At 70.0% G+C, this 18449-nt stretch carries 1 protein-coding gene; it reads left to right on the plus strand.

Features of this window, described 5'->3' with window-relative positions; genetic code table 11:
• Positions 1-217: 217 nt before the first annotated feature.
• Entirely contained in the window at positions 218-18442 is an 18225-nt protein-coding gene (locus AB0L57_RS21755) for an amino acid adenylation domain-containing protein (RefSeq protein ID WP_364964957.1), read from the plus strand.
• Positions 18443-18449 lie beyond the last annotated feature (7 nt).

Genomic DNA, 18449 nt, shown 5'->3' on the forward strand with positions numbered 1-18449 from the left:
AAACCACCGGCTGCGACGGAAACGCCCCGTATGACCCTGCCGGCCTCACTTCATAGGCGTTCGTTCGAACACGAATCACCAATCATGCGCGACGGCGATGTGCCGCGTCGGACGTGCGTGTAACCGACCGATTTTCACGGCATTTTCCACCGCAGTGACCGGACAATTGCCTGATACCCGGCGCCGCACGGAGGTAAACCCACCCGATGGAGGACCGGTGACCCAACTCGACAATCCTTTCGGCGGCGGCCGGCGCGACTCCGATCCATCGGCGCAAGGTTCCGCCACCTCGGTCACAGAAGACCATCGGACCTCGGGCGACGAGTCGCACGCGGACGCTCAGGATGACCCGGGGACGCCGTCGCGGCCCGGGGAGGTATTCGCGCTGACCGCGGCGCAACGAGGAATATGGTTCGCGCAGCATCTCGCCGGATCATCACCGATTTCGGTGGCGCAGTACGTCGACATCGCCGGTGAATTGGATACCGATGTGCTCGTCGATGCCTGCCAGACGGCCAGCCTTGAATTCGGATCGGGCCATCTGCATCTGATCGAGGTCGACGGTGAACCTCGACAATTCGTCGACGAGTTGCGTGGTGCCCCGGTATCGGTCGTGGATCTCCGTGGACACAACGATCCTGTGGCAACCGCTCGTCGAATGATGCGGGACGACTATTCCGCGCCCTTGAATCTGCTGCGCGACCCGCTCATGAATTGCGTGATATTCCACGTCGGAGAGAGCCACTACCTGTGGTACCAGCGCGCTCACCATATCGCACTCGACGGATTCGCGGCAGTCACGATGCTGCAACGAATAATCGAGCTGTACAACGCGTCGGTGCGGGGCGAAAAGGCGCCGCCGGCCGGGGCGAAAGACCTTTCCGAAATCACCGAACAGGACCTCGCCTACCGGGATTCGACCCGCTTCGGCAATGATCGCCGATACTGGACCGAACATCTCGCCGGAGCACCGGCGGTGGTCGGCCTGGCCGGGCGCATCGGAAAACCCACCATCCATCCGGCACTGGTGAGCGAATCGATGTCCGGCGAGACGGCGCGACTGCTCGACGCCGTCGTCGCCGAGCGCGGCACCAGCGTCACCCCGGTCATCGTCGCGGCCTTCGCCGCCTACCTCGCCCGCATGACCGACAGCACCGAAGTGCTGCTGAGCCTGCCGGTATCGGGACGGCACTCGGCGGTACTGCGCCGCTCCGGCGGCATGGTCGCCAACGTGGTGCCGCTGCGGGTGGCGGTCGGCGAGCGCGACGCCGGCGAACTGATCACCGCCGTCCAGGGCGAACTGACCAGCGCGCTGCGCCGGCAGCGCTACCGGCAGGAAGACATCTTCGGTGACATGGGCATCGCCCGCGACGAGACGGCGTCGTTCGGGCCGGCGGTCAACTTGATGATGGTCGACAACGACGTCGTCCTCGGCGAGACCACCGGGCGGCTGCACGTCCTGACCTCCGGTCCGACCGCCGATCTGTTCGTCAACATCTACCCCGGCGCCGGAAAAGACAGCACCCACATCGACTTCCAGGGCAACCCCGACACCTACAGCCACGACGAACTCACCGGACATCATCGCCGCTTCCTGATGTTCCTGCACGAATTCCTCGCCCGCGGCGCCGACCATCCGATCATGGCGCTGCCGCTGCTGGACGCCGGCGAACGCGCCGCCCTGCTGCCGGTGCACGGCCCCGGTGGCGTGCGCACCCGAGTGCTGGCCGACATCCTCGCCGACAGCGCCCGCCGCCACCGCGACGCCGAAGCGGTCGCGGCGCCCGGAACGCGCCTGAGCTACGGCGAACTCGACGCGCGATCGACACAACTGGCCCGCCACCTCGTCGACCGGGGCTGCGGGCCCGACGGCGCCGTCGCGATCATGCTCGCGCGTTCGGTGGAATCGGTCGTCGCCGCCTGGGCGGTCGCCAAGGCCGGCGCCGCCATCGTCCAGATCGATCCGGAATATCCCGCCGCCCGGATCGAGCACATGATCACCGACAGCGGCGCCCGGGTCGCGCTCACCGACATCGCGCACCGCGACCGGCTGCCGCATCCGGTACACGCGATCGCCGTCGACGACCCGGCCGTCGCCGAGGTCTGCGCGGGCGCCTCGACCCGCCCGATCACCGACGCCGACCGCACCCGCCCGCTGCGCCCGGACAACCTCGCCTACATCACCTACACCTCCGGATCCACCGGAACCCCGAAGGGCGTGCAGGTCACCCACACCGGCCTGGCCAACCTCATCGCCGACCGCACCGAAACCTGCGATGTCGACGCCGACGCCCGGGTCTCCTACGCGCTGTCGCCGAGCTTCGACGCCGCGCTCGAGCAATTCCTGGTGTGCTTCGCGAACGGATCGACCCTGCTGATCGTGCCGCCGGAGGTGATCGGCGGCGAACCTCTCACCCTGCTGCTGGCCGCCCAGCACGTCACCCACCTGACCCTCACTCCGGCGATGCTGGCCACCGTCGACCCGAGCCGGCTGCGCGACCTGCGTGTGGTCGTCGTCGGGGGAGACGTGTGCCCGCCGCACGTCATCGAACGGTGGGCTCCCGCGGTCACCATGTACAACGAATACGGTCCCACCGAAACCACCGTCACCGCGGCGGCGGCCGCGATCGAAGCACATCGCACCCCGACCGTCGGCGGTCCGCTGCGCGGAGTGTCGGCGATGGTGCTCGACCACGCGTTGCAGGCCGTCCCGGCCGGCACCGCGGGGGAGTTGTATCTGGCCGGGCCCGCGGTCGCGCGCGGCTACAGCCGCCATCACGGCGACACCTCGGCCCGCTTCGTCGCCGATCCCTACGGCACCCCCGGCACCCGGATGTATCGCACCGGCGATATGGCGCGCTGGACCGGTGACGTGACGGCGCCGGCCCTGGAACTGCTGGGCCGCAGCGACTTCCAGGTCAAGGTCCGCGGCTACCGGATCGAACCCGGCGAGATCGACGCGGCACTGACCGCGCATGCCGACGTCGACATCTCGGTCACCGTACCGGTACCCAACGCGGCGGGTACGACCGTGCTGGCCTCCTATGTCGTCGCCGTGCGCGGGCACCGCGTCGACCCGCTCGAATTGCAGCGGTTCGCCCGGGAATCGCTGCCCCCGCACATGGTTCCGACGGTGATCACACCGCTGGACAGCCTGCCGACCAACTCGTTCGGCAAATTCGACCGCTCCGCACTGCCGGCCCCCGAATTCGGTACCTCGCCCGCCGGACGAGAGCCCGCCACACCGCGCGAGCAGCTCATCGCGGATCTGTTCGCGCAGGTGCTGGGCCTTGCACGGGTCGGCGCGGACGACAGTTTCTTCGCCCTCGGCGGTGACAGCATCCTGTCGATCCAACTGGTCGCTCGGGCCAAGGCCGCCGGTGTGAATCTGTCCACCCAGGACGTGTTCGAACACAAGACCGTCGCCGGGCTGGCCGTCGTGGCGACCGACACCGACACCGAACGCCAACCCGACGAACTACCCGGCGGGGGAGTCGGGCCGATGCCGCTGTCGCCGATCATGTACGCCATGCTCGAGCGCGGGCACTTCGATCGCTTCGCCCAGGCCACCCTCATCCAGTTGCCCGAAGAGGTCGAACCCGAACATCTGGAACGCGCGCTGGCGGCCGTGCTCGAACGCCACGACATGCTGCGGGCGGTCCTGCGCGACGTGGCCACGCCCGACCGCCACATCGATGTCGCGCCCGCCGAGACCGTCGACGCGGGCGCGGTCCTGCGGCAGGTCCGGTTGTTGCGCCGCGACGACAGCGAGATCGACTCCGTCCTGCAGCAGGCCGCCGACCGGCTCGACCCCGGCAACGGCGTGCTGGTGCAGGCGGTGTGGTTGCGCGATACCGGTGAACGCGGACCCGACCTGATGTGGCTGGTCATCCACCACCTCGCCGTGGACGCGGTGTCGTGGCGGATCGTTCTGCCGGATCTGGCGCAGGCATGGCAGCAGATCGCCGCCGGTGGCGAACCGCGCTTCGGCGCACCGTCGACCTCGGTCCGGCGCTGGAACCACGGACTGTCGGACCTGGCCGGGACCCGGCGGGCGAACGAACTCGACCTGTGGACCGGCATCCTCGCACCGGGCGAACCCGTCCTCGGCACCCGGCGCCCCGATGCGGGACGCGATATCGCCGCGCGCTCCGGCCGCATCCGCGTCCACCTGCCCGCCGAGGTGTCCGAGGCCGTGCTCACCACGATCCCGGCCCGGTTCCACGGCACCGCCAACGATCCGCTGCTGACCGCGCTCGCACTCGCGCTCGGACAGTGGCGCCGCCGCCGCGGCGTCGCCACCGAGACCGAACTGATCGCGCTGGAAGGCCACGGCCGCGAGGAACAGGCCGTGCCCGGCGCCGATCTCAGCGCCACCGTCGGCTGGTTCACCACCCGTTTTCCGGTCCGGCTGGATCTGCGTGACATCGACACCGACGATGCCTTCACCGGCGGCCCGGCGGCCGGACGCGCGATCGAACAGGTCAAGGAACAGCTGCGCGCGCTGCCCGGTAACGGCATCGGCTACGGCATGCTGCGCCACCTCGACGCCGAAGCCGCCGCCGTCCTCGGCGACATGCCCGAACCGCAGATCGCGTTCAACTATCTCGGCCGCGTCGGCGCGCACGAACACACCGGCCCGTGGACGCCGACCACCGAATTCACCTCTCTGACAGCGACGGTCGACCAGCGCATGGCCCTGCCCGCGGTCCTGGACATCAACGCCATCGCCGAACCCGGACCCGACGGCCTCGAACTCGACGCGACGTGGGAATTCGCCACCGGCATCCTGACCGCCGCCGATGTCGAGGAACTCGCCGGGTTGTGGACCCGCGCGCTGGGCGCGCTGGCCGGTCACGTCGAATCCGATTCGGCGGGTGGCTTCACCCCGTCGGACTTCCCGCTGGTCACGGTCGCCCAGGACGACATCGATCGCTGGCTGGTGCAATACCCGAGTGCCACCGACGTGTGGCCGCTGACCGCACTGCAGGCCGGGCTGATGTTCCACGCCGTCTACGACACCGCCGGCGAGGACGGCTACACCGTGCAGGCCGAACTGACACTGCGCGGCGATCTCGACACCGACCGGATGCGCCGCGCTGCCCAAGCCCTGCTCGAGCGCCACGACAGTCTGCGCACCGCTTTCGTCGACAGCACCGCGGGCCCCCGTCAGATCGTGGTGGGCGCGGTGCGCGCGGACTGGCACCAAGTCGATCTCACCGGACTCGGTGACAATGCCGCACGTGCGCGCGAACGTGTCGCCGCCGCCGCGTCGCGGCCCTTCGACACCGCCCGACCGCCACTGCTGCGATTCCATCTGATCCGCACCGGCGCAGCGGAATTCGCGCTCCTGGTGACCAACCATCACATCGTGCTCGACGGCTGGTCGATGCCGCTGCTGGTGCACGAGCTCCTCACCCTCTACATCGCCGACGGCGGCCCCGCCGACCTGCCGGCCGCCGGTACCTACCGCGACTACCTGCACTGGCTGCACAACCAGGACCGCGACGCCGCGGTCACCGCCTGGCGCCGGATGCTCGCCGGTATGGAGGCGCCGACCCTGGTGACCGGTCGTCCGGATCGGACGGCGACCGCCACCGCCGGGATCATCACCCGCACCCTCACCCCCGAGGTCAGTGACGCGATCGCCGAACTGGCGCGCACCCACGGCGTCACCGCCAACACCACCGTGGAGGTGGCGTGGGCGGTGCTGCTCGGTGTCGTGACCGGACGCTCGGATGTCGTCTTCGGCAACACCGTCACCGACCGGCCGCCGGATCTGCCCGGTGTGGAGAACATGATCGGGTTGTTCATCAACACGCTGCCCGTGCGGGTGCGCATCGACCCCGCCGAAGCGGTCGCCGAACTGCTCGCGCGCGTGCAATCCGAACAGGCCACCACCCTCGCCCATCGCCACCTCGGACTCGCAGAACTGCAGCGCGCCACCGGATTCACCGACATGTTCGATACGGTGACCGTGCTCGAGTCCTACCCCCTCGACCGGGAGTTGCTGACCCACACCCTCGATGAGGCCGGTCTGCGGCTGGTCGACATCGACGCCCGCGATGCCACCCCGTATCCGCTGAGCCTGCAGGTGACCCCGCCGCGGCCCGGTCACGCCGGGCCCACCGGAGGCGAAACCCACACCATCACACTGCGTTTCGCGCACGACCGGTTCGACGCCGCCGACGCCGCGGCCCTGCTGGACCGGTTCGAGCTGATCCTCGCGGGGATCGCCGCCCACCCGGGCGGCACCGTCTCCGCGATCAGCGCCCTGCGCACCGGCGAACTCGCCGAACTGCTACGTGCCGGATGCGGCAGCGCGCCCGCCACCGAACGCACCCTGCACGACATCCTCGCCGGCACCGCGCAACGATTCCCCGACGCGGTCGCGGTCCGCGACGGTGGCCACACCCTGACCTACCGTGAACTCGCCGCCCGCGCCGACGATCTCGCCGCGCGGCTCGCCGCACGTGGCGCCGGGCCCGAAACACTGGTCGCGGTCGTGGTGCCCCGATCCGCCGAACTCGTCATCGCGATCTGGGCCGTCGCGGCAACCGGCGCCGCGTTCCTACCATTGGACCCCGCGAACCCGGCCACCCGGCTGCGGGACCTGCTCGCCGACTCGGGCGCCTTCCTCGGCGTCACCACAGCCGCTGTGGCACACGATCTTCCCGGCGTCGTCGACGGACTGCGCATCGACTGGACGGCGGTCGAGGTGCCCGGCGCGCCTGCCCGCACCGGACGTGCCCCTGTCGCTCCCGTGCACCTGGACAACGCCGCCTATCTGATCTACACCTCCGGATCCACCGGCACGCCCAAGGCCGTTCACGTCGCCCACCGTGGCTTGGCCGGCATCGTCGCCGAACAGGCCGAAGCCTTCGACATCGACCCGTCCGCGGCGGTCCTGCAGGTCGCCTCACCCGGGTTCGACGCCTGCCTGTCGGAAATTCTGCTCGCCCACGGCAGCGGCGCCACCCTCGTGATCGCGCCGCCGCAGGTCTACGCCGGCACCGCCCTGGAAGATCTGCTGCGCGGCGAGTCGGTGACCCATGCGGTCATCACGCCGTCGGCGCTGGGCACCATGAATCCCGCGCACGTGCCCGCATTGCGCACCATCGCGGTGGTCGGCGAGGCCACCGGCACCGACCTGGTCGCGCGGTGGGCGCCGGGGCGGCGGCTGCTCAACCATTACGGGCCCACCGAAACCACCATCTGGGCCACGGCGTCGGACGCCCTGGAACCCGACCGGCCCGTCACCATCGGCCGCCCGATCCGCGGCCTGGCCCTGTCGGTACTCGACACCTGGCTGCGCCCGGTACCGGTCGGTGTCGCCGGTGAGCTCTACATCGGCGGGCCCGCGCTGGCCCGCGGCTACCTCGGGCGCCCGGGCATCACGGCGTCCCGGTTCGTCGCCGACCCGGAATCCCCACGCGGCGAACGCATCTACCGCACCGGCGACAGCGTGCGCTGGATCCGCACCCGCGACGGCCTGGAACTGGAATACCTCGGCCGCAGTGATCAGCAGGTCAAGATTCACGGGCAGCGGATCGAGCCGGGGGAGATCGACGCCCACCTGGCCCGTCACCACTCGGTCGCCACGGCCGCCACCGTCGCCCGGCGCGGGCCCGCCGGTGAACCGGTCCTGGTGTCCTACGTCGTGGCCGCGGCCGGCGCCACCATCGACCCGGACGAGTTGCACACCGCGCTGGAATCGTCGCTGGCCAACTACATGAACCCTGCCGCGATCGTCGAACTCGACGAGATGCCACGCACCCCGGTCGGCAAGATCGACCGCAAAGCGTTGCGGGAGATCGCATTCCAAGCACAACAGGCCGACGGGCGACCGCCGGTGACCTTCGACGAACAACTCATCGCGAAACTGTTCGCCACCGTCCTGCACCTGGACTCCGTCACCGCCGAAGCCAACTTCTTCACCCTCGGCGGTGACAGCATCGTGTCCATGCGCCTGGTCGCCCTGGCCCGCGAGGCCGGTGTCACCCTGAGTCCCCGCGACATCTTCGAGCGCAAAACCGTTGCCGCACTGGCGGAACTGATCCACAGCGCGACCGCGACGGAGACCGGGCCGGCCCCGCGGCCCTCCGCCCCCCGTCGCGTCGAGGGCCGGCCCGCACGGCCTGCGGACTTCCCGCTGGTGGCCCTCAGCCCGCTCGATGTCGAACGCCTCGACCAGCGCTACCACGACCTGACCGACGTGTGGCCCCTGTCGCCGATGCAGGCCGGCATCCACTTCCACTCCACCTACAACGCCGGGGCCGACGACAACTACACCGTGCAGACCGCCATCGACTTCTCCGGCACCGTCGACGGCGACCGCCTGCGCGAGGCCGCCCAGCTCGTCCACGACCGCCACGACATCCTGCGCACCGCCTTCGCCGACACCACCGACGGCCCCTGCCAGATCGTGACCGGTCACGCCGAGGCGCGATTCCGCGAAATCGACCTGCGCGAGCACGCCGACGCCAAGGTCGAGGCCGGCCGGATCGCCGCGGCCGACGCGTCCGAGAGTTTCGACCTCAGCACCGCGCCGCTGCTGCGATTCACCCTGATCCGGTTGCGTGACAATGCCTTCCGGCTGCTGATCACCAACCACCACATCATCCTCGACGGCTGGTCCATGCCACTGCTGATGCGCGAACTGCTCGACTACTACGCCAGCCCCGCGCACGCCGGTACCGACGCACCCGCACCGACCTATCGCGACTACCTCGCCTGGCTGCGGCGCCAGGACCGCGACGCAGCCGAGGCCGCGTGGGCACACGAATTCGCCGATGTCGAGCAACCCACCCGCGTCGCCCGCGCCGACGCCACCACCCGCGACGTCAGCGCCGGCGAACTCGACGCCCACCTGCCCGCCGCCCAGGTCGACCGGCTGCGCCGCGTCGCCGCGGACAACGCCGTCACCCTCAACACCGCGGTCGCGGCCGCCTGGGCACTGAACCTGCGCACCCTCACCGGCGACACCGACGTCATCTTCGGCAGCGCGGTGTCGGGGCGGCCACCCGAACTCGCGGAGGTCGACCGGACACTGGGCATGTTCCTCAACACCATCCCCGTGCGCGTACAACTCGACCCCGCCCTGACCATCGAGCAGTTGCTGACCCGCATCCAGGCCGACCAGGCCCGCATGCTCGACCATCACTTCATCGGCCTGCCCGACATCCACCGCAGCGCGGGTGTCGGCGCCCTGTTCGACACCGCGATCGCCTTCCAATCCTTCCCTGTCGACCGCGCCGCACTCCAGCAACTCGTCGACACCGCGGGTCTGCGCGTCGAGGCCCTCACCGGCGTCGACGCCACCCCGTATCCGCTGAGCCTGGTCGTGGCGCCCGAACCCGACCAGGGGCTCGCGGTCACCCTGCGCTATCTCGACAACGAATTCGACGGCGACCACGCCCGCGCGATCCTCGACGGATTCCTCGACCTGCTGCACCGCATGGCGACCCAGCCGACCGCCCGCCTCGCCCGGCTGACACCCGATGCCGAGCCACACCCGCCTCGCCCCACCACCGGGCGCCACCACATCCCCGCAACCCTCGGCGCCGTCCTCACCGCCTCGGCGGCCGCGGTCCCCGACGCCGACGCGGTCACCTTCGGATCCGACACACTCACCTACGCCGAACTCGACCGGCGATCCAACCGCCTGGCCCGGCTGCTGCTGGCCCGTCGCGGCCCCGCGGGCGCCGTGATGGCCTGCGCGCTGCCACGCTCCCTCGACGCCATCGTCGCCGTGTGGGCGGCCGCCAAGGCCGCCATCACGTTCATGCCGATCGACCCCGGCCTGCCCCCCGACCGGATCGGGTTCCTGTTGTCGGACTCCGGCGCCGCACTCGGGCTGACGAATGCCGATGCGGCCCACCGGCTCCCGGGCCACGTCGACTGGCTGGTCCTCGACGACCCCGCCACCCGCGACGCCCTCGACACCGTCTCCGGCGCCGCCGTCACCGACAGCGAACGCGCCGCCACGACAACTCCGGATCACACCGCCTACCTGATCTACACCTCCGGATCCACCGGAACACCCAAGGGTGTCCCGGTCACCCACCGCGGCCTCGCCGATCTGGTGGCCGCCCAGCGCCGCCTGCTCGGTGTGGACCGCACCTCGGTCGTCCTGCAGGTCGCCTCGCCCAGCTTCGACGCCTCGCTGTTCGAGATCCTGCTGGCGCACGGGTCGTGCGGGCGGCTCGCCATCTCCCCGCCCGATGTCTACGGCGGACCCGAACTGGCCGATCTGATCCGGCGCGAACACATCTCACACACCGTCCTGACCCCGTCGGCACTGGCCACCCTGCCCGCCGGTGACCTGCCCGACCTGCGTGTGCTCGCCACCGCCGGTGAACCTCTCGGACGCGAACTCGTCGACCGCTGGGCCGGCGAACACGCCATGATCAACCTCTACGGCCCCACCGAATCAACCATCTGGGCCACCGCCTCCGACCCCCTGACCCCCGGCGCCCCCATCACCATCGGTACCGCCGCCGGACCCGTCGCCGTGACCGTCCTCGACACCTGGCTGCGACCCACTCCGCACGGCGTCGCGGGCGAGCTGTACCTGTACGGGCCCGGTCTCGCCGAGGGCTACCTCGGCCGCACCGCCCTGACCGCGGCCCGTTTCGTCGCCTGCCCCTTCGGTGAGCCGGGCATGCGCATGTACCGCACCGGCGACATCGTGCGCCGCGGCGCCGAAGACACCCTGGAATTCGTGGGCCGCAACGACTTCCAGGTCAAGGTCCGCGGCAACCGCGTCGAACTCAGCGAGATCGACGCCGTCCTGGGAACGCACCCCGACGTCACCTTCGCGGTCACCGTGCCCCGCACCGACGACGACCGGCCCGTCTATCTGGCCTCCTACGTCGTGGCCGCGCCCGGCGCCGAACTCACCGCCGCCCCGCTCGAGACGATGCTCGCCGACGCGCTGCCGTCCTACATGGTGCCCGCCGTCGTCACCGTCCTGGACCGGATACCGCTCACCCCGACCGGCAAGCTCGACCGCGCCCGGCTCCCGCACCCCGACCTGCCCACCCGCGGCTACCGTGCGCCCTCCACCTGGCTCGAAGGTGTCGTCGCCCGCGCCTACGAACAGGTCCTGAACCGCGATCGTGTCGGCGCCGACGACGACTTCTTCGCCCTCGGCGGCGACTCGCTCAGCGCCGCACTCGTCGCCGCCCGTATCGGGGCCACCCTCGACATCCGCATCCCGGTGCGCACCCTGTTCGAGGAACCCACCGTCGCCGAGCTCGCCCGGCACGCCGGCACCCGCACCACCGGCACCCGCGTACCACTGACACCGGCCGTCCGTCCCGAACCCGTCCCGCTGTCGCTGGCCCAGCAGCGCATGTGGTTCCTCAACCGCTTCGAACCCGATTCGGCCGCCTACAACATCCCCGTGATGCTGCGCCTGTCCGGACGGCTCGACACCGCCGCGCTGACCGCCGCACTCGACGACGTCGCCGCCCGCCATGAAGTCCTGCGTACCATCTACCCCGAAACCGCGGGTGAACCCCACCAGCTCGTCCTGCACCACGCCCGCGTCCCGGTCGAAACCGCCGATCTGACAGACGATTCCATCGCCGCCACCATCGGCGAGTTCGTCCGCCGCGGATTCGACGTCGCCACCGAGGTACCCATCCGCGTCGGACTGTTCGGCCTCGGCACCGACCGGTACATGCTGGTGCTGGTGGTGCACCACATCGCCGGTGACGGGCAATCCATGGGACCGCTGGCCCGCGACGTCATGAGTGCCTACGCGGCCCGGCTCTCCGGACAGCCCCCGCAGTGGGAGCCCCTCGCGGTCCAATACGCCGACTTCGCGCTGTGGCAGCGGCAGGTTCTCGGCGCCGCCGACGACCCCTCATCGCTGATGTCGGCCCAGCTGCGCTATTGGAGCACCACCCTGGACCGCTCCCCGGATCTGCTCGACCTGCCCACCGACCGCCCCCGGCCCACCGTCGCCACACTCGCCGGCGGCCGCATCCCACTCGACATCGACGCACAGCTGCACGCCCGGCTGCTGGATGTGGCACGCGCCCACAACTCCACCCTGTTCATGGTCGTCCACGCCGCCCTCGCGGTCCTGCTGGCCCGGCTCGCCGACACCGACGACATCGTCATCGGCACGCCCGTCGCAGGCCGCGGCGAACCCGGCCTCGACGACCTGGTCGGGATGTTCGTCAACACCCTCGCGTTGCGCACTCCGGTCGACACCGGCGAATCGTTCACCGGCCTGCTCGCGCGCACCCGCGAAACCGATCTGCAGGCACTCGAACACGCCGACGTTCCCTTCGAACGGATCGTGGAAGAACTCAATCCGCATCGATCCACCGCACAGCACCCCCTGTTCCAGGTCGCACTGGCCTTCCAGAACATGGCCGACGTCGACGTCGCACTCCCCGAGGTCACCGTGACCCGCGGCAACGTCGACACCGGCATGTCGCAATTCGACCTGCAGCTGATCCTGTCCGACTCCTACGCCGAATCAGGTACCGCACAGGGCATCTCGGGAACGATGACCTATGCCCACGACCTGTTCGACGAAACCACCGTCGTCCGCTTCGCCGATCGCCTGCGCCGCATACTCGATGCCGTCGCCACCGCACCCACCACTCCCGTCGGCGACCTCGACTGGCTCGACCCCGGCGAACGCGACGCCCTCGTCGCCACCGTCGGCCGGCACGCCGCGGACCTCACCCGGCCGTCGCTGCTGCCACAGATTTTCGCCGACGCCGTCCAGCGCAACCCGCACGGTGTGGCCGTACACACCACCGACGCCGGCCTCACCTATACCGAACTCGACGAACAGTCCAACCGGCTGGCCCGGCTGCTCATCGAACACGGCGCCGGACCCGAAACTCCCGTCCTGGTCGCCGTGCCCCGCTCGCATCGATCCGTGCTCGCCTGGTGGGCCGTCGTCAAGACAGGTGCCATCTATGTCCCGGTGGACCCCGCCTACCCCGCGGGCCGCATCGCCCACATGGTCACCGATTCCGGTGCCACCCTGGGGATCACCGTCACCGCCGCCGAGGCGGGCCTGCCCGGCACCGCCCGCTGGATGGTGCTCGACGACCCCGGCACCGCCGCCCGCATCGGCGACCGGGCCGCCGGGCCGATCGACGACACCGACCGGCTACGCCCGCTGCACCCCACCGACACCGCCTACGTCGTTTTCACCTCCGGATCCACCGGAACGCCCAAGGGTGTCGCCGTCACCCACACCGGCATCGCCGACCTCGTCGCCACCCAGCGCACCGACTACGGCCTCGAACCCGGTTCCCGCGTCCTGCATTTCGCGTCCCCGTCGTTCGACGCCTCACTGCTGGAAATCCTCTACGCCGTCGCCGACGCCTCCACCCTCGTCGTGGCGCCCACCGGCACCTACGGCGGCGCGGAACTCGCCGACCTGCTCCGCACCCAGCACGTCACCCACGCCTTCGTCACCCCCGCGGCACTCGCCTCGGTCGATCCCGCCGGCCTCGACGACCTGCGCGTCGTACTGTCCGGCGGTGAAGAGGTCCCCACCGAACTCGTCAACCGCTGGGCCGGCAGCGACCGTGCCGGCCGCCGCGAATTCCGAGTGCTGTACGGGCCCACCGAATCCACCATCCTCGCCACGGCGACGATGCCCATCCGGCCCGGACAACGTCCCAGCATCGGTACCCCGCTACCCGATATGCGGGCCCTGATCCTCGACAGCCGGCTACGACCGGTGCCCGCCGGAGTCGTGGGGGAGCTGTACCTCGCCGGACCCGGCCTGGCCCGCGGCTACCTCAACCGCACCGCCACCAACGCCGCGCGCTTCGTCGCCTGCCCGTTCGCCGGACCGGGGCACCGCATGTATCGCACCGGCGACCTCGTCCGCTGGAACAGCGACGGTGACGTGGAATTCGTGGGCCGCAACGACTTCCAGGTCAAGGTGCGTGGCTTCCGCATCGAACTCGGCGAGATCGACGCCGTCCTCGGTGCCCGCCCCGACATCGCCTTCACCGCCACCATCCCGCACCGTGACGGCACCGGTCCCACCACACTCGTGTCCTATGTCGTCCCCGCACCCGGTGCCGTCGTCTCGAGCGCCGCTCTGACCACCGCACTCGCCGAGGCGCTGCCCGCCTACATGGTCCCGGCCACGGTGATGATCCTCGATGACATTCCACTGTCACCGAACGGAAAGCTCGATCGCAAGGCGCTACCCGCACCGGTATTGCAGGCCAAGCACTTCCGCGCACCGGCCTCGCCGGTCGAGGAAATCGTGGCCGGTGTCTTCGCCGACGTTCTCGGCCTGCACACCACCGTCGGCGCCGACGACGACTTCTTCGAACTGGGCGGCAACAGTCTCGTCGCGACCCGGGTCGCCGCGCGCCTCGGCGCCGCACTCGACACCCGCGTACCCGTGTCGATGATCTTCGAGGCACCCACCGTCGCCAAACTCGCCGCTCGCGCCGAATCGCACACCGACACCGCGCGCATCGCCCTGACCGAACAGCAACGCCCACAACACATCCCGCTGTCCTACGCCCAGCAGCGCATGTGGTTCCTCAACCGGTTCGAGCCCGATAGCGCCGCCTACAGCATCCCCATCGTCATCCGGCTGACCGGACATCTCGACATCGACGCGCTACGCGCCGCCCTCGGCGACGTCATCGAACGCCACGAAGTACTGCGCACCATCTACCCGGCCGTCGCGGGCCGGCCCACCCAGCAGGTCCTCTCACCCGCCGAAGCCACCCTGCCCATCGCGGTGACGCGACTGTCGGAAAGCGAACTCGCCGAAACGATCTCAGAGCTGGTGACCACCGTGTTCGATGTCACCGACACCCTGCCGATCCGAGTGCGGCTGTTCGACCTCGGCGACGACAACTGGGTCCTGGCCCTCGTCGTCCACCACATCGCCGGCGACGGTTCCTCCCTGGGACCACTGGCCCACGACATGACCACCGCCTACTCCGCGCGCCTGGCCGGTGACGGGCCGACCTGGCACCCACTGCCGGTCCAGTACGCCGACTACGCCATCTGGCAGCAGACCGTCCTCGGCAGCGAAAACGACCCGCAGTCGCTGCTGCGCTCGCAAATCGACTACTGGACGACACAACTGGACGACTCGCCGGCCCTGTTGACGCTGCCCGCCGACCGGCCCCGCCCCGCCGTGCAGAGCTACGCCGGCGCCACGGTGCCGATCACCGTCGACGCCGACCTGCACGCGAGTCTGCACCGCGTCGCCCGCGCCCACAACACCACCCTGTTCATGGTCTTCCACGCCGCCCTGGCCGCCGTGCTCGCCCGCCTCGCCGGTACCGACGACATCACCATCGGTACCCCCTACGCCGGCCGCGGCGAACCCGAACTCGACGACCTCGTCGGCATGTTCGTCAACACCCTGGTTCTGCGCACCCGCCTGGACCCCGCCATGTCGTTCACCGAGCTGCTCGAACAGGTCCGCGACACCGACCTGGCCGCCTTCGGTCACGCCGACGTACCGTTCGAACGCCTCGTCGAGGAACTCAACCCCGCCCGATCCCACGCTCATCATCCGCTGTTCCAGGTCATGCTGGCGTTCCAGAACCTCACCGCCACCGAATTCGACCTCCCCGACCTGACCTTGTCGGCGGTGGAGGCCGACATCGGCACCTCGCTGTTCGACCTGCAGGTCACCGTGTCCGATTCCTACAGCCGCACCGGAGATCCCACCGGTATCACCGGAACTCTCACCTACGCCCGCGACCTGTTCGATCCCGACACCGCCGGCGGTATCGCCGACCGCATGCTGCGGATGTTGTCCGCGCTGGCCGCCGATCCCGCCCAACCCGTCCACGACGTGGATCTGCTCGACGGGGACGAACGCGACAACGTCCTGGTGCACTGGAACTCCACCCACCACGCCCTCGCCGACGAGGACACCGTCGCCTCGATATTCGCCCGGGCCGCACAGCGGCACGCGCACCGCATCGCTGTCACCGACGGCGAGCGGTCACTGACCTACGACTGGTTCGCCGCCCGCGTCAACCGCGTCGCCCGCAGCCTCATCGCCCGGGGAGTGGGACCGGAATCGCTGGTGGCGCTGCGCATGCGGCGCAGCATCGACCAGGTCACCGCCATGTACGCCGTGCACGCCGCCGGCGGCGGCTACATCCCCGTCGACCCGGACCTGCCGGCCGAACGCATCGACTACATGCTCACCACCGCGGCACCGGTCGCCGTGCTGACGACACTGGACGAACTCGATTTCGACGAATACGCCGACACCCCGGTCACCGACGCCGACCGGATCGCACCACTGCGGCCGCACAACGTCGCCTATCTACTGTTCACCTCCGGATCCACCGGCCGCCCCAAGGGTGTCGCCGTCACCCACGGATCCGCCGTCAACCAGCTGCACTGGATCATCGACCGGTACGCGCTCACCCCCGACGATGTCGTCCTGCAGAAGACACCGGCAACCTTCGACGTCTCGGTCTGGGAACTGTTCGCCACTCTCGCCGCCGGCGCGCGACTGGTGATCGCCCGTCCCGACGGCCACACCGATCCGGCGTATCTCGCCGAAACCATTGCCGCCCATCAGGTCACGATCACCTCCTTCGTTCCGTCGATGCTCGCGGTGTTCGCCGACACCGCACCCGCCGACGCACTCGCATCGCTGCGCACCCTGCTCGTCGCCGGTGAGGCGTTCGGTGCCGACACCGTCACCGCGGTGCGGCGCGTCCTGCCCGAGGTCGAGCTGCACAACCTCTACGGGCCCACCGAATTCACCGTGCACGCCACCGCGCACGAGGTCACCCCTGCCGACGACGGCGCCATGCCGATGGGGACACCGGTCTGGAACGCGCGCGCCTACATCCTCGACCCCCGCCTGCGTCCCGTCCCACCCGGCGTGGCGGGCGAGCTGTACCTGGCCGGTACCCAGGTCGCGCGCGGCTACCACGCCCGCCCCGGCCTGACCGCCGAACGCTTCGTACCCGATCCGTGCGGCAACGGCGAACGCCTCTACCGCACCGGCGATCTCGCCCGCCGCCGCCGCACCGGTGAGCTGGAATACCTGGGCCGCACCGACTTCCAGGTCAAACTGCGTGGCCTGCGCATCGAGCTCGGTGAGATCGAAACGGTGCTCGGCGAGCATCCCGGCATCGCCCGCGCGATCGCCGCGGTGCACTCGACCGGGGCCGCGGGCCACCTGGTCGGTTACCTCGTCCCCGAGAGCGGCGCCACCGTCGACACCGACTCGGTGCTGGCGCACGCCGCCACCGAACTGCCCAACTACATGGTGCCCACCACGATCATGGTGCTCGACACGGTCCCGCTGACCGCGTCGGGCAAACTCGACCGCAAACGACTACCCGAACCGGTCGCCGCGGTCCGGGAATTCCGGGCGCCGTCGTCGTGGCTGGAACACGAGGTCACCCACGCCTTCGAGCACGTCCTCGGAGTGGACCGGGTGGGCGTCGACGACGACTTCTACGCCCTGGGCGGTAACTCGCTGCGTTCGGTACAGGTCGTCAGCGAGCTGAGCAAGGAACTCCATTTCGACGTACCCGTCGGCTGGATGCTGTCGGACCCCCGCCCGGCCGATCTCGCCAGGCGCATCGAATCGGGGATGCGTTCCGGCCATCGCGAGACCACCACGCCGACGTTCGGATTCGAGGTCCTGCTGCCCATCCGCACCGCCGGTGACAAACCTCCGCTGTTCTGCATCCACCCCGCCTCCGGATTGTCCTGGTGCTACCGCCCGTTCGACGAATATCTCGCCGAAGGACGCCCGATCTACGGCCTGCAGGCACCGCAGATCGGTGGAGAGGTACCGGGGCCGAGAACGTTCGAGGAGATCGCCCGCCGCTACGTCGACGCCATCCGCACCGTGCAACCACACGGCCCGTACCATCTGCTCGGCTGGTCCCTGGGTGGTCAGCTCGCCCACGCCGTCGCCGCCGAAATCCGTTCCACCGGTGCGGAAGTGGCGCTGCTGGCACTGCTCGACGCCGAAGCCGACGGCATCGACCCCTCCGAGGTCTCGACCGTCACCGCCGGCGAGCTGGTCAGCAACCTCGGCCCCGTGATGGGTATCGACTTCGTGGACGCCGACGCCAGCGCCGAGGAAGCGGCCCGGCTGATCTCCGAGCGTCTGGGTGACAGCCTGCACATCGACGCCGCGACCATCGAGCGCATGACCGACGCCTACAACCTGTCGATCAACGCCGCCGGCAACTGGCATCCGCCCGAGGTCGACACCGACATGTTGTATTTCACCGCGACCAAGGACCGGAGAGCCGGGGCCACCGGACACCAGGGCTGGGCCGGTTTCGTGCACGGGCAGATCCGCAATGTCGACATCGACGCGACCCACCTGGCGATGACCGAGCCCGCCGTGGTCGCCGACATCGCGCGCGTCCTCGACGCCCACCTCGACGGCGCGACGACATCGGTTGCCGGCCAACGATGAGGGGATG

The organism is Nocardia sp. NPDC052254 (assembly GCF_040679495.1).
GTDB lineage: Bacteria > Actinomycetota > Actinomycetes > Mycobacteriales > Mycobacteriaceae > Nocardia.